The organism is Xanthobacter luteus, from assembly GCF_040049235.1.
Lineage (GTDB): Bacteria > Pseudomonadota > Alphaproteobacteria > Rhizobiales > Xanthobacteraceae > Xanthobacter.
Window position 1 is genome coordinate 235,421 of the sequence record NZ_JBDZDO010000008.1, and the last position, 14,879, is coordinate 250,299.

The 14,879-nt window shown below is 71.4% G+C and carries 11 protein-coding genes; 8 read left to right on the plus strand and 3 right to left on the minus strand.

Going from position 1 to position 14,879, the window contains the following annotated elements:
• Together ABLE88_RS22035 and ilvD are read left to right on the plus strand one after the other, a co-directional pair.
• Positions 1 to 540, plus strand: coding sequence for a DUF6456 domain-containing protein (locus ABLE88_RS22035; protein ID WP_348833958.1), 540 nt, complete (start codon positions 1 to 3; stop codon positions 538 to 540).
• A 114-nt stretch (positions 541 to 654) separates the two neighbouring features.
• Positions 655 to 2,511, plus strand: a complete 1,857-nt coding sequence (gene ilvD, locus ABLE88_RS22040; protein ID WP_348833959.1) for a dihydroxy-acid dehydratase — start codon at positions 655 to 657, stop codon at positions 2,509 to 2,511.
• A gap of 189 nt (positions 2,512 to 2,700) precedes the next feature.
• Here the strand turns inward: ilvD and ABLE88_RS22045 are convergent, their stop codons facing one another.
• Both ABLE88_RS22045 and ABLE88_RS22050 read right to left on the minus strand, forming a co-directional pair.
• Positions 2,701 to 3,846, minus strand: a complete 1,146-nt coding sequence (locus ABLE88_RS22045; protein WP_348833961.1) for a CVNH domain-containing protein — start codon at positions 3,844 to 3,846, stop codon at positions 2,701 to 2,703.
• A 165-nt stretch (positions 3,847 to 4,011) separates the two neighbouring features.
• Positions 4,012 to 4,491, minus strand: a complete 480-nt coding sequence (locus ABLE88_RS22050; RefSeq protein WP_348833962.1) for a CVNH domain-containing protein — start codon at positions 4,489 to 4,491, stop codon at positions 4,012 to 4,014.
• 359 nt (positions 4,492 to 4,850) lie between these two features.
• On the opposite strand from ABLE88_RS22050, the gene ABLE88_RS22055 reads away from it, so the two are divergent.
• From ABLE88_RS22055 to rpoN, 5 genes are all read left to right on the plus strand, one after another.
• The gene (locus ABLE88_RS22055; protein WP_348833963.1) at positions 4,851 to 5,471 is read left to right on the plus strand and encodes a ribonuclease D; all 621 of its coding nucleotides are present in this window, start codon (positions 4,851 to 4,853) and stop codon (positions 5,469 to 5,471) included.
• 172 nt (positions 5,472 to 5,643) lie between these two features.
• Entirely contained in the window at positions 5,644 to 6,678 is a 1,035-nt protein-coding gene (locus ABLE88_RS22060) for a hypothetical protein (RefSeq protein WP_348833964.1), read from the plus strand.
• Positions 6,678 to 7,295, plus strand: coding sequence for an LptA/OstA family protein (locus tag ABLE88_RS22065; protein WP_348833965.1), 618 nt, complete (start codon positions 6,678 to 6,680; stop codon positions 7,293 to 7,295). The genes ABLE88_RS22060 and ABLE88_RS22065 overlap by 1 nt, the downstream gene beginning before the upstream one ends.
• 258 nt (positions 7,296 to 7,553) lie before the next feature.
• A complete protein-coding gene (gene lptB, locus ABLE88_RS22070) occupies positions 7,554 to 8,690 on the plus strand; it encodes an LPS export ABC transporter ATP-binding protein (RefSeq protein ID WP_348833966.1) in 1,137 nt (378 codons plus the stop codon).
• A gap of 40 nt (positions 8,691 to 8,730) precedes the next feature.
• Positions 8,731 to 10,290, plus strand: coding sequence for an RNA polymerase factor sigma-54 (rpoN, locus tag ABLE88_RS22075; RefSeq protein ID WP_348833967.1), 1,560 nt, complete (start codon positions 8,731 to 8,733; stop codon positions 10,288 to 10,290).
• A gap of 250 nt (positions 10,291 to 10,540) precedes the next feature.
• On the opposite strand, the gene ABLE88_RS22080 is transcribed toward rpoN, so the two are convergent.
• Complete coding sequence (locus ABLE88_RS22080; protein ID WP_348833968.1) at positions 10,541 to 11,749, minus strand: pyridoxal-phosphate-dependent aminotransferase family protein; 1,209 nt, start codon at positions 11,747 to 11,749, stop codon at positions 10,541 to 10,543.
• Between the two features lie 101 nt (positions 11,750 to 11,850).
• Here ABLE88_RS22080 and ABLE88_RS22085 point away from each other — a divergent pair, with 101 nt between their 5' ends.
• Positions 11,851 to 14,817: an FAD-binding and (Fe-S)-binding domain-containing protein gene (locus ABLE88_RS22085; protein WP_348833970.1), complete on the plus strand. Its 2,967-nt coding sequence runs from the start codon at positions 11,851 to 11,853 to the stop codon at positions 14,815 to 14,817.
• Positions 14,818 to 14,879 lie beyond the last annotated feature (62 nt).

The following is a 14,879-nucleotide window of genomic DNA, read 5'->3' on the forward strand; positions in this document are numbered from 1 at the left end:
ATGACGCGCGCACCCGCGGCGCCCGCCCGCCCCGCCTGCGGCCACCCGAAGCCGCGTCCGTCCGCCGCCGAAGCGCGGGCCGAGAGCCCGCTCGAATGGCTCGCGCGCCGCACCGACAAGGCCGGCCGGCCGATGGTGGACAAGGTCCAGCTCCTCGCCGGCGAGCGCCTGCGCGCCGATTTCACCCGCGCCGGCCTCACCCCCTCGGTCACCACCCGCTGGGACGCGTCGGGCGCCCGCGGCAGCGCCCCGGACGCCTTCCCGGACATGGTGCTCGCGGCCAAGGCGCGGGTCGCCGGCGCGCTGTCGGCGGTCGGGCCGGAACTGTCCGGCGTGCTGCTGGACGTGTGCTGCTTCCTCAAGGGCCTGGAGCAGGTGGAGCGCGAGCGGGCCTGGCCCGCCCGCACCGCCAAGGTGGTGCTCGGGCTGGGCCTCGACCGCCTCGCGCGCCACTATGGACTCCAGAACAGCGTCCGGGGCCGCGCACAGGCGGCGGTGCGCGCCTGGCACGCGCCGCCGCAGCCAACGGAGCGGTCCTGAGGGGGTATCCCACTCGCCTTGAAATGATTTAACTTTGCCGCCATTCCCCTTTAGAAGGGCGGCTTCAAGAACATCGCGCAGCCGCGAGCCGCGCCGTATCGAGGCGACGAGGATATGCCCCAGTACCGTTCCCGCACCTCCACCCATGGCCGCAACATGGCCGGCGCCCGCGGCCTGTGGCGCGCCACCGGCATGAAGGACGGCGACTTCGGCAAGCCGATCATCGCGGTGGTGAATTCCTTCACCCAGTTCGTGCCCGGCCACGTGCACCTCAAAGACCTCGGCCAGCTGGTGGCGCGCGAGATCGAGAAGGCGGGCGGCGTCGCCAAGGAATTCAACACCATCGCGGTCGACGACGGCATCGCCATGGGCCATGACGGCATGCTCTATTCGCTGCCGTCCCGCGAGATCATCGCCGACAGCGTGGAATACATGGTCAACGCGCACTGCGCCGACGCCATGGTGTGCATCTCCAATTGCGACAAGATCACCCCCGGCATGCTGATGGCGGCCATGCGCCTCAACATCCCGGCGGTGTTCGTCTCGGGCGGCCCCATGGAGGCCGGCAAGGTGATCCTCTCCACCGGCGAGAAGAAGGTGGACCTCATCGACGCCATGATCGCCGCCGCCGACGAGAAGGTCTCGGATGCGGACGTGCAGGTGATGGAGCGCTCCGCCTGCCCCACCTGCGGCTCGTGCTCGGGCATGTTCACCGCCAATTCCATGAACTGCCTCACCGAGGCGCTGGGCCTCGCGCTGCCCGGCAACGGCTCGGTGCTCGCCACCCATGCCGACCGCGAGCGGCTGTTCGTGGAGGCGGGCCATCTCATCGTCGACCTGGCGCGGCGCCACTACGAGCAGGACGACGCCAGCGTCCTGCCGCGCGCGGTGGCCACCTTCAAGGCGTTCGAGAACGCCATGACGCTCGACATCTCCATGGGCGGCTCCACCAACACGGTGCTGCATCTGCTCGCCGCGGCGAACGAGGGCGAGGTGCCGTTCACCATGGCCGACATCGACCGCCTGTCCCGGCGCGTCCCGGTGCTGTGCAAGGTCGCGCCGGCGGTCGCCAACATCCACATGGAGGACGTGCACCGCGCCGGCGGCATCATGGCGATCCTCGGCGAGCTGGACCGTGCCGGCCTGATCCACACCGACCTGCCCACCGTGCACGCGCCGACGCTCGCGGACGCGCTCGACCGGTGGGACGTGAAGCGCACCAAGAGCGAGAGCGTCTCCAATTTCTTCCGCGCTGCCCCCGGCGGGGTGCCGACCCAGGTCGCCTTCAGCCAGGCGCGCCGCTACGACGAGCTCGATCTCGACCGCGAGAAGGGCGTGATCCGCGACCTCGCCCACGCTTATTCCAAGGATGGCGGCCTCGCGGTGCTCTACGGCAACATCGCCGCCGACGGCTGCATCGTGAAGACCGCGGGCGTCGACGAGAGCATCCTCGTCTTCAAGGGCCCGGCGCGCATCTTCGAGAGCCAGGACGCGGCGGTGGAGGCGATCTTGTCGACCCAGCGCATCCTGCCGGGCGACATCGTGCTGATCCGCTACGAGGGGCCGCGCGGCGGCCCCGGCATGCAGGAAATGCTCTATCCCACCTCCTATCTGAAGTCGAAGGGGCTCGGGAAGGTGTGCGCTTTGGTCACCGACGGGCGCTTCTCCGGCGGCTCTTCCGGCCTGTCCATCGGCCACTGCTCGCCGGAAGCGGCCGAGGGCGGCGCCATCGGCCTGGTGGAGGAGGGCGACATCATCGAGATCGACATCCCCCGCCGCACCATCAACGTGGCGGTCTCCGACGAGGTTCTGGCCGAGCGCCGCGCGGTGATGGAGGCCAAGGGCGACGCCGCCTGGAAGCCGGAGAGCCGCAAGCGCATCGTCTCCCAGGCGCTGCAGGCCTATGCGGCGCTCACCACCTCCGCCGCCCGCGGCGCGGTGCGCGACGTGAAGGCGGCGCTGCGCCGCTGAGGGCCGGACGCGGACCGCTCGTCCGCCGTCGACCCTTCACCGTCGTCGCCCCCGTGGCTCTTCCCCGCGGCCGCCCCATCCACCGCCGCCGCCCTTCGGCTTGACCGAAGGGCCCATGCTGCGGCTGGACGCGACGCGGGGAGCTCGCGTGGATGCTCCGGTCATGCCGGAGCATGACGGCGGAAAGCCTCACCGGCAGGTCAGGCGGCCGTCGTCATTGGCGATGTCGCGGCCGGCGCTGCACCAGCCGATGGCGGTCGTGGCGTCCACCCAGCGGCCGTTGCGGTCGCGGCAGCTCGCCTTGAGCCAGCCGGCGGTGACGCGGATGTCCCTGCAGCTCATCATGTAGGAGCCGCGCGGCGGGGCCGGGTCGCCGCCGCTGAACGGCTTGCGGCAGGTCAGCGAACCATTGTCGTTGGCGATGTCCGCGCCCCGCTCGCACGACGAGACGGTCATGGTGGCGGGGCGCCAGGAGCCCCAGCGGTCCTGGCATTCCGCGTGCAGCCAGCCGCCGCCCACGCGCGCATTGCGGCAGGTGGCGAGATAGGAGCCGTAGGGCGGGCGCCCCTCGGGGAAGGCGGCCGAGGCGGCACGGCAGTCGATGGTGCCGTTGTCGTTGACGATGTCGGCGCCGGGCCGGCAGCCCATCAGCGTGGTGCTGGTGGGGCGCCAATTGCCCCAGCGGTCCTGGCAGGTGGCCTTGAGCCAGCCGCCTTCCACGCGGATGTCGCGGCAGGTGGCCACGTAGGAGCCAACGGGCGGGCGCTCGCCATCGCCACCATAGCCGCCATAGGTGCCCGCGCCGCCGGCTTGGCAGGCGAGGGCGCCGTCCAGATTGGCGATGTCGGTGCCGGGGCCGCAGGAGGCGACACGCAGCGAGGAGACGCGCCGGTCGCCGTAGGGCGTGCGGCAGGCGGCGGTGAGCACGCCGCTCTCGAACGCGATCCGCTCGCAGCTCTGGCGGTAGGAGCCCGGCGGCGGCGCGGGCGCGCCGACGATCTCGCGCATCACCTGCTCGGCGGAGGGGCCCGCCGGCCCCTGCGCCGGCGGCGGCTCGGGATTGGGGCGGTCGCACCACAACTGGCCGGAGCGGTTGACGATCTCGCCGCGGCACGTCGGGAAGTCGTTGAGCCGCGTCACCACCCAGGCGCCCGAGGCGTCAGGGCAGAAGGCTGCGAGGTCGCGGCCGAAGCGCACCTGCGCGTCGCGGCAGCTGTAGAGATAGCTGCCCGGCGGCACCTGCGCGGCGGCGGGCCCGGCGGCGAGCAGCAGCGCGGCGAGAAGGCCCGTGAGCCGCCCACCCACAAGCCGCGCACCCGTGAACTGCGCACCCATGGCCGTCTCCTGTGCCGCGTCCCTTGCGTGACGGGCAGCGGGTACCATCGTCCGGCGTGCGCTGCAATGCACTCTTAGCGCCCGGGGCGGGCGCCACACGCCGCGCAAACGATCGGCGGGTGCAAAGGGGCGCGAAAAGGGGGCGCCGGGGCGCCCCCTGCCGCGTCACCAGTTGCAGGTGAGGCGGCCGTTGATGTTGGCGATGTCGCGCGCGCCGCGGCAGTCGTTGAGGTTCACGTTGGCGCGCACCCAGGCGCCGTTCATCATCCGGCATTCCGCCCAGAGCGTGCCGGCCGGGCCGACCACCGCGTCGCGGCACGAGCGCAGATAGGAGCCCGGGGGCACGCGAACCGCCGGCGGCGGGGGCGGAGGCGGGCCGGGGCGGCGGTCGCAGCGCAGGTTGCCGTTGATGTTGGCGATGTCGCCCCAGCAGGAGCGGAAGTCCGGCAGGCGGGTGAATTCGAAACGGCCCGGCTGGCGGGTCTCGCACAGCGCGGTGATGTCCCGCCCGCCCACCACGCGCACGTCGCGGCAGGAGCGCAGATAGCTGCCGGGCGGCGCACCCTGGGCGTTCGCCTCGGGCACCGCCCCGAGGACGAAGAGGAACAGGCCGAGCAAGCCGGCCCAGATGGCGCGTGATCGCATGAAATCCCCCCGAAAGATTCGACTGCCTGGACCGACGGTCCCCCCGACGCGCCGCCACCAGCCTGCCGGCCCGGAGCCGGGCGGCGTCGGCGCGTCGGCGCGCGTCCAGTCGTACCGCAGGGTGCCGCGGCCCGCCAGAACCGTTTGGCCCCGCAGGGCGCGCCGAGGCCAACCGAGGCGCCGGGTGTAGCGCCATCGACACAGAGGACGCCCTCCGCTAAAAGCCCAGTCCGCTCGAGGGCGCGGTCCTCCCGGCAGCGTGGGGCCGTTCCGGCTTTCGCCGACCGGTGGGCCGCCCGCCGACGGGTTGCCGATTTCGCACCCGCGAGCGGGCTCGGATCCAGGAGGCTCGCGCACCGATGACCATCCGCCTGCACCGGGGCGATCTGCCCGCGGGTTTCGTCGCCGCCCCGGTGGTCGCCATCGACACCGAGACCATGGGCCTCAACCCGTTCCGCGACCGCCTGTGCGTGGTGCAGCTCTCCAATGGCGACGGCAGCGCCGACATCGTGCAGATCGGCAAGGGCGCGGGGCCGGACAGTGCGCCGAACCTCGCCCGCCTGCTCGCCGACCCGGCGGTGACCAAGCTGTTCCATTTCGCGCGCTTCGACATCGCCGCCCTGCAGCAGGCCTTCCGGGTGATGCCGCAGCCGGTGTGGTGCACCAAGATCGCCTCGCGCCTGGTGCGCACCTATACCGATCGCCACGGCCTCAAGGACCTGCTGCGGGAGCTGCTCAACGTCGAGATCTCCAAGCAGCAGCAGAGCTCCGACTGGGGCGCGGACGACCTCTCCGACGCCCAGCTCGCTTATGCCGCCTCCGACGTGCTCTATCTGCACCAGGTCAAGGCCAAGCTGGAGGAGATGCTGGCGCGCGAGGGGCGCACCGGCCTCGCCGCGGCCTGCTTCGCCTTCCTGCCGGCCCGGGCGGCGCTCGATCTGTCGGGCTGGGGCGAGGAGGACATCTTCGCCCATTCGTGAGCGAGCGGCGCTTTTCTCCACCACAGCGTGCATAAGCGAAGGGGCAAGGCTTGCGCGGCGCAGCCATTTCGGACAAGTTGCCGGTTGGGCGCGTGGGGCGACGCGTCGTTCAGCTGCGTGGGGCCGCGGCGGAATGGGGGAAGGGCTGGGCTCCAACCCCCGGAACAGGGTCATGAACCGACACGTGCCGCCACACGAGATCCAGAGGCGGGAGGCCGCCAGCTTCGCGCCGCGCGCCGCGCCCGACTTCAAGCGCGCCGCGCGCCACAGCTCCCGCGTGCGGTGGTTCCGGCGGCTGCTGCCGATCTCGCTGGTGGTGACGGTGCTGGTGCTCGCGGCCATTCCGCTCATCTCCAGCCTCGATTTCAAGATCGAATTGCCGTTCGACATCGGCCGCCTCACGCTGTCCGGCACGCGCCTGACCATGGAGGAGCCCAAGCTGTCCGGCTTCACCGACGACAAGCGCGGCTACAGCGTCGTCGCCCGGACCGCGGAGCAGGACCTCAGCAAGCCGGACGTGGTGGACCTCACCGATATCGAGGCGCGGCTCGAGCTGGCGGACAAGGGCTGGACCACGGTCATCGCCAAGACCGGCACCATGAACGTCAAGAGCCAGTTCATCACCCTCGGCGGCGGCGTCGACCTCGCCATGAAAGGCGGCTATGGCGGCCGGCTCCAGGATGCCGACGTGGACGTGAAGGCCGGCACCATCGTCACCCGGAAGCCGGTGGTGTTCACCTATCAGGAAGGCAAGCTGGTGGCCGACACCCTCACCGTCACCGACCGCGGCGAAAAGGCGCTCTTCGTCGGCAACGTGCAGCTTGATTTCCGCCCCTCCGATCTGTCGCCGGGACCGGCGAACGGCGCGGCGCAAGCGGGCGCGCCAGCCGGCGCCGCGGCGCGGCCGCAGCCGGCCCGGCCCGCGCCGCCGGTGGCGCAAGGCGGACAGAAGCCGGCGACCGTCGCCGCGGCGACGCCGGCGCCTAACCAGACTCCCTCTCTGCCGGCCGGCGCCCTGATGCCGGGATCGGTGTCGTCCGCCTTCGCGCCGACCGCGAGCGCGCTGCCTGCCCCGTTCTGGTCGCTGCCGGCGTCGGTCACCTCGCCCCAGGCCGACCTGTCCGTGACCGGCGCGGCGCCCACGGCGCCCGCGGTGAACCTGCCGCCCGCTCCGCTGCCGCCGCGCCGCCCCGCCGAGGCGCGGTGATGGCAGGCTTCCCCCTTGGACGCGCCGCCTGGGGCGCGGTCGCTCTCGCCGTGCTCCTCGCCGCGCCCGCCGCCGCCCAGCAGGGCAACGTGCCCAACGCGCTCCAGGGCTTCGCCAAGAACCGCGACCAGCCGGTGCGCATCAACGCCAACACCCTCGAGGTCCGCGACAAGGACAAGATCGCGGTGTTCTCGGGCAACGTGGTGGTGGTGCAGGGCGACACCACGATGAACACCAAGGACCTCTACGTCTATTACGACGGCTCGGTCGGCGCCCCCCAGGAGGGCGCGCCCATGAAGCAGGGCCAGATCCGCAAGCTCGAGGCCAAGGGCGGCGTGGTGGTGAAGACCAAGGAACAGACCGCCACCGGCGACAGCGGCATTTTCATCATGGCCGACAATACGGTGACGCTGGTGGGCAAGCCCGTGGTGCTGACCCAGGGGCCGAACGTGATCCGCGGCCAGAAGCTGGTGGTCGATCTGGTGAGCGGGATCTCGAAGTTCGAGGGCGGGCGGGTGGAAAGCCTGATCGTCCCCGGCTCGGTCAAGGAGCCCGCCCCGGCCGGCGCCAAGCCGGGAGCCGCCCAGCCGGGAGCGGGGCAGGCCCCGCGCCGCTGATCGCCGCGCCGACCGTCGCCCCGCTTGCCGGGGCGCAAGGCCGCACGCCCTACGCGAGACTGGCGCCGACGCAGGAATTGTACCAGACTGCGACAGCTTTGCGACACGGCGCCCGGACGCGGCTTGGCCTGAACCGGAAAATCCCGCCGCGAGAGCTTCCAGCAGAACGATCGGCCCATTTTTTGCATCCGGAGTGCATTGCATCCCCGGTGCCGAGCGGCTAAACCTATCTCTGGGGGCGGGGGCCCGGAGGCAAAGTTGAACGTCCTATCGATCTTCGGCAGGGGCGGCGGCAAGCGCCGGACAAGCACGATCAAGCCGCGCAAGCCCGTGGATGATCGGGCCGACCTCGCGGCGCTGGAACAGGCGCTGTACGACGAGGCCGCGACCGACGCCGCCGGCTATGAGCCTCGCGCCCAAGATCCTGGCGTTTACGATCCTCGCGCCCATGGCGCCGGCGCCGATCATGACGGCGCGTCTGACGCTCAGGACTACCGGGACCAGGATTACGCCTACGACTACGAGGACCAGGACTACGCGGACCGGGACTTTGACCCGGGCGCCGACGGCGGGCGCCGTGACGGGCCCTATGAGGGTCACTGGCAGGAGCCCCGCGCGCTCACATACGCCGGCGCGCACGGCCGGCGCGGACCGGTCACCGAAGCCGACATGCAGGACGCGCTGGCCGCCTACGGCCTCGCCAAGTCCTATGGCGGGCGCCAGGTGGTGCGCGACGTGTCGATGAACGTGCGGCGCGGCGAGGCGGTGGGCCTGCTCGGGCCCAACGGCGCCGGCAAGACCACCTGCTTCTACATGGTGACGGGCCTCGTGAAGGCGGATGCCGGCCGCATCGAGCTCGACGGCCACGACGTCACCCCCATGCCCATGTACCGCCGCGCCCGGCTCGGCATCGGCTACCTGCCGCAGGAGGCCTCGATCTTCCGGGGCCTCACGGTGGAGGGCAACATCATGGGCGTGCTCGAGGTGACCGAGCCCGACCGGCGCAAGCGGCACGACGAGATGGAAGCGCTGCTGGAGGAGTTCAAGATCACCCATGTGAGGAAGTCGCCCGCCATCGCGCTGTCGGGCGGCGAGCGGCGCCGCGTGGAGATCGCCCGGGCGCTGGCGAGCCGGCCCTCCTTCATGCTGCTGGACGAGCCCTTCGCCGGCATCGACCCGATCGCCGTGGGCGACATCCAGGCGCTGGTGCGCCACCTCACCTCGCGCGGCATCGGCGTGCTGATCACCGACCACAATGTGCGCGAGACGCTCGGCCTCATCGACCGCGCCTACATCATCCATTCCGGCACCGTGCTGATGGAGGGCGATCCGGAGGCCATCGTCTCCAGCCCCGACGTGCGCCGCCTGTATCTCGGCGAGGAGTTCCGGCTGTGAGCACGGCGCCCGCCAAAACGCCACCGCGGGAGCATGCGCCATGGCGCTGAGCCCGAAGATGGAGTTCCGCCAGACCCAGTCGCTGGTGATGACGCCGCAGCTGATGCAGGCCATCAAGCTGCTGCAGCTCTCCAACATGGAGCTGGTGGCCTATGTGGAGGCCGAGCTCGAGCGCAATCCGCTGCTGGAGCGGCTGGCCGAGGGCGAGGGCCCGGCGCCGCCCGACGGCCCGGACGGGGCCGAGGCGCGCGAGGCGCGCGAGGAGCTGGCCGCCGCCGAGCGCGAGGCGCCGGCTTCCGGCGACTGGATGGAGAAGAGCCTCGAGCCGTCCCGCGCGGAGATGGAGACTCGGCTCGACACCGACCTCGGCAACGTGTTTCCCGACGACGCCCCCTCCGAACGCGCCCAGGGCGCCGCCTCGCCCGGCGCCTCCTCCTCCGCCATCGACTGGGGCGGCGGCGGGGACCGCGGGGAGGACTACAATCCGGAGGCCTTCCTCACCTCCGAGGCGACGCTGGCCGATCACCTGGAGGCGCAGCTCTCGGTGGCGGAGCCGGACCCCGCCCGCCGGCTCATCGGCTTCCACCTCATCGGCCTGATCGACGAGGCGGGCTACTTCACCGGCGACCTCGACCAGGTGGCCGAGCAGATGGGCGCCCGCCGCGCCGACGTGGAATCGGTGCTCAAGGTCATCCAGACCTTCGAGCCCACCGGCGTCGGCGCGCGCAACCTCTCCGAATGCCTCGCCATCCAGCTCAAGGAGCGCGACCGCTTCGACCCGGCCATGCAGGCGCTGGTGGCCAACCTGGAGCTGCTCGCCCGCCACGACCGCAACGCGCTGAAGCGCATCTGCGGCGTGGACGCCGAGGACCTCGCCGACATGATCGGCGAGATCCGCCGGCTCGATCCCAAGCCCGGCCTCGCCTTCGGCGGCGGCGTGGTGCACCCGCTGATCCCCGACGTCTATGTGCGGCCGGGATCGGACGGCGCCTGGATCGTGGAGCTGAATTCGGAGACCCTGCCGCGGGTGCTGGTGAACCAGTCCTACCATGCGGTGGTGGCGAAGGCGGCCAAGCTCGCCCACGAGAAGAGCTTCCTCGCCGAGTGCCTGCAGAGCGCCAGCTGGCTGACGCGCTCGCTCGACCAGCGGGCGCAGACCATCCTCAAGGTGGCGAGCGAGATCGTGCGCCAGCAGGACGCCTTCCTGCTGCACGGCGTGCGCCACCTGCGGCCGCTCAACCTGCGGACCGTGGCGGACGCCATCGGCATGCACGAATCCACGGTGTCGCGCGTCACCTCCAACAAATACATCTCGACCCCGCGCGGCGTGGTGGAGATGAAGTTCTTCTTCTCCTCCGCCATCTCGGCGGCGGGCGGCGGGGAGGCCCATTCGGCCGAGGCGGTGCGCCACCGCATCCGGGCGCTCATCGAGGCCGAGAGCGCCGACGACGTGCTCTCCGACGACACGCTGGTGCACAAGCTGCGCGAGGACGGCATCGACATCGCCCGCCGCACGGTGGCGAAGTATCGCGAGGGCATGAACATCCCCTCCTCGGTGCAGCGCCGGCGCGAGAAGCAGTCCTTGCGCGAGGTGGGCTGACGACGTCGGCTCTCCCCGCCACCGTCCTCGCCGTCGTCCTCCCTCCCGCCGTCGTCCTCCGACTTGATCTGAGGACCCAAGGAGGTCTCCGGCAACTCGAACGGCGAGGATGGATGCTCCGATCAAGTCGGAGCATGACGGCGGTTGGGCGCAGGGCGGCGGTCTGGTCGTCAGCCGCGCGCCGGAGAGAGCGGGACGCGCCCTCGCGTCCCGGACCCCGCGCGGGACGGAAGGCGCGCCGGCCGCTCCGCTATTCCGCGGCCCGGGGCAAAGCGCCCTTGGCGACCGCGGCGAAATGCTCCATGGCGGCGGCGACCCCGCCTTTCTTGTGCGGGATGCCGGCGAGCTCCAGCCCCATCTCCACCCCCGCCAAAGCGCCGAGGATGGTGAGGTCGTTGGTGTCGCCCAGATGGCCGATGCGGAACACCTTGCCGGCGAGCTTGGTGAGCCCCGTGCCGAGCGAGATGTCGAAGGCGTCCAGGGCGCGGGCGCGGAACGCGTCGGCGTCGTGCCCCTCGGGCACCAGCACCGCGGTGAGCGAGGAGGAATAGTGCTCCGGCACCCGGCACAGGATTTCGAGCCCCCAGGCGCGCACCGCCCGGCGCGTCGCCTCGGCGTGGCGGTCGTGGCGGGCGAACACGTTCTCGAGGCCCTCCTCGTGCAGCATGTCGATCGCCGCATCGAGGCCGTAGAGCAGGTTGGTGGCGGGGGTGTAGGGGAAGTAGCCGTTGCGGTTGTGCGGCAGCATCTCCTCCCACGACCAGAACAGCTTCGGCGTGCGCGCGGCCTTGGCGGCGGCGAGCGCCTTGTCGCTGATCGCGTTGAAGGACAGGCCCGGCGGCAGCATCAGGCCCTTCTGCGAGCCGGCCACCGTGACGTCCACGCCCCATTCGTCGTGGCGATAGTCGATCGAGGCGAGCGAGGAGATGGTGTCCACCAACAGCAGCGCCGGATGGTGCGCCTGGTCGATGGCCTTCCGGACCTTGGCGATCGGCGAGACGCAGCCGGTGGAGGTCTCGTTGTGGACCACGCACACCGCCTTGATGGCGTGCGCCTTGTCCTCGGCGAGGGCGGCGAAGATCGCCTCCGGGTCCGCGCCCTGGCGCCAGTCCGAGGCGATGAACACCGGCTCCAGCCCGAGCTTGCGCGCCATGTTGCGCCAGAGCGTGGCAAAATGGCCGGTCTCGTACATCAGCACCGTGTCGCCGGGCGACAGGCAGTTGGCGAGCGCCGCCTCCCATGCCCCGGTGCCCGAGGCGGGATAGATGACGACCGGCGCGCGGGTCTTGAAGATGGTCTTCACGTTCTCCAGCACGCGGCGGCCGAGCTTCTGGAATTCCGGCCCGCGATGGTCGAGCACCGGCATGTCCATGGCCCGCAGGATACGGTCCGGCACCGGCGTCGGCCCCGGGATCTGCAGGAAATGGCGGCCCGCGACACGGGCGGAATTGGGCGACATGGACGAGCCTCCGAGTGAGGGGTGTTTCCCTTCTGGCTTGCCAAAATGAATTATGAATGCAAAAAACAGTCAAGAACACTTTTTCAGGGAGCACCCCGGGGATGGCAGCGATCGTGGCACCGGGCCTCGCGCGGCGCCTGAAGGCGGAGCTTGCAGGCGAGGTCCTGTTCGACCGCTTCAGCCGGGGCCGCTACGCGACCGACGCCTCAGCGTATCAGCAGACGCCCGCCGGCGTCGTCGTGCCCCGGACCCGCGCCGAGGCCGAGCGCGCCGTCGCCATCTCGCTCGACGAGAAGGTGCCCGTGACCGCCCGCGGCGGCGGCACCTCCCAGTGCGGGCAGACCATCAATAGCGGGCTCATCGTCGACTGCTCGCGCCACCTCACGCGGATCCTGGAATTGGACGCGGAAGGCCGCCGCGCGGTGGTGGAGCCCGGCATCGTGCTCGACGAACTGAACCGGCAGCTGCGGCCGTACGGCCTGTGGTTCCCGGTCGACGTCTCCACCGCCTCGCGCGCCACCATCGGCGGCATGGTGGGCAACAATTCCTGCGGCGGCCGCTCGCTGCGCTACGGCACCACGCGGGACAATGTGGTGGCCGTCGACGCGCTCCTGGCGAGCGGCGTCAAGGCGCGCTTCGGCCCGGTGCGCGGCGACCTCGCCGACCTTCCCGCATCCGCGCCGCTGCGGCCCCTGGCGCAGACGCTGCTCGCCCTCGGCGCGCGCGAGGCGGACGAGATCGAAGTGCGCTTCCCGAAGGTGCAGCGCCGGGTGGGCGGCTACAATCTCGACGCCCTGGTGCCGGCGGACGACATCAACCTCGCCCACGTCCTCGTCGGCTCGGAGGGCACGCTCGGCTTCTCCACCAAGATCGAATTGAAGCTCTGGCCGCTCATGGGCCGCCGGGCCGTGGGGGCATGCCATTTCGGCTCCTTCTACGCGGCCATGGATGCGGCCCAGCACATCGTGACGCTCGGCCCCATCGCGGTCGAGCTGGTGGACCGCACGCTCATCGACCTCGCCGGCGACATCGCCATGTTCCGCCCGACGCTGGAGGCCTTCGTACGCGGCCGGCCGGAGGCGATCCTGCTGGTGGAGTTCGCCGAGGACGAGGCGGAGAACGTCCGCCGCATGGGCCGCCTGCATGAGTTGATGGGCGACCTCGGCCTCGGCTGGGATAAAGCAGGCGCGCATTGGGGCGGGGTGGTGGACGTCTACGAGCCGCCGCTCCAGGCGGCGATCGCGGACCTGCGCACGTCCGGCCTGAACATCATGATGTCCATGAAGGAGCAGGCAAAGCCGATCTCCTTCGTGGAGGATTGCGCGGTGCCGCTCGAGCACCTCGCCGAATACACCGCCCGCCTCACCGAGGTGTTCGAGCGCAACGGCACGCGCGGCACCTGGTACGCCCATGCGTCGGTCGGGTGCCTGCATGTGCGCCCGGTGCTCAACCTGCGCCAGGACCTCGACGTGAAGCGCATGCGCGCCATCGCCGAGGAGGCGTTCGCCATGGTGCGGGCCTATAAGGGCTCCCATTCCGGCGAGCACGGCGACGGCATCGTGCGCTCCGAGTTCCACCCATTCATGTTCGGCCAGCGCCTGGTGGATGCCTTCGGGGAGGTCAAGCGCGCCTTCGACCCCAGGGGCCTGTTCAATCCCGGCAAGATCGTCGACGCGCCGAAGTTCGACGACACGGCGCTGTTCCGCTACGGCCCCGACTACCGGCCGATCGAGATCGCCACCCGGCTCGACTGGTCGGCCTTTCCCGGCGCCTCCGGCGGGCTCCAGGGCGCGGTGGAGATGTGCAACAACAACGGCGCCTGCCGCAAGCTCTCGGGCGGCACCATGTGCCCCTCCTACCGGGTGACGCGGGACGAGAAGGACGTGACGCGCGGGCGCGCCAACACGCTGCGGCTCGCGCTCTCCGGGCAGCTGGGCGCGGACGCCTTCACCTCGGACGAGATGATGGAGACGCTGAAGCTCTGCGTCTCCTGCAAGGGCTGCCGGCGCGAGTGCCCGACCGGCGTCGACATGGCGCGCTTCAAGATCGAGGCGCTGGCGGCCCGCGCGGCCAAGGTCGGCCATTCGCTGCGGGACCATCTGGTGGGCTTCCTGCCGCGCTATGCGCCGGTCGCGGCGCGGCTGCCGGAACTCGCCAATCTGCGCGACCGGGTGCCGGGCCTGGCGCGGCTCGCCGAGCGCATCACCGGCTTTGCCGCCGAGCGGGCGCTGCCGCGCTGGCGGCGCGACGTGTTCGCCGACGCCGCCTTCGCCTTCGGGCCGGTGGGCGGGCGCCCGGTGATCCTGTTCGCCGACACCTTCAACCGCTATTTCGAGCGCGAGAACCTCGAGGCCGCGGTCGCGGTGCTCGCCGCGGCGGGCTACCGGGTGGAGATCGCCCGGCCGAAGGACGGCTCGTCCCGCCCCTTGTGCTGCGGGCGCACCTTCCTGTCCATCGGCGCGGTCGCGGAGGCCAAGAAGGAAGCGCAGCGCGTGCTCGACGCGCTCGGCCCGCGGGTCCAGGACGGGGTGCCGGTGATCGGCCTCGAGCCGAGCTGCCTGCTCTCGTTCCGCGACGAGGTGCCGGCGCTCATCCCCGGCGCGCCGGCGCAGGCCCTCGCCGCCGCGGCGTTGCTGTTCGAGGAGTTCGTCGCCGCCGAGGCGAAGGCGGGGCGGCTCGCGCTCGACCTCGCGCCCATCGCCCCGCGGGCGCTGCTGCACGGCCACTGCCACCAGAAGAGCTTCGCCGCCATGGGCGCGGTGGAGCACACGCTGCGCCTGGTGCCCGGCCTCAGCGTCGAGACGGTGGAGACCAGCTGCTGCGGCATGGCCGGCGCCTTCGGCTACGGCGCCGAGACGGTGGCGGTGTCGAAGGCCATGGGGGAGCTGTCGCTGCTGCCGGCGGTGCGGGCGGCGGATGCGGACACGCTGGTGGTGGCGGACGGAACCTCGTGCCGCCACCAGATCGCTGACGGCGCCGGCCGGCAGGCGGTCCACGTGGCGCGGGTGCTGGCCCGCTCGGTGGCGGCGGCACAAGCGCGCCCGCCCCTGGAGGCGGCAGCGGAGTAGCTGGGCGGGAAACAGATGCGTCCTTGCCTTTCGCGAACTTGCATTCATAATTCACTTAAGGC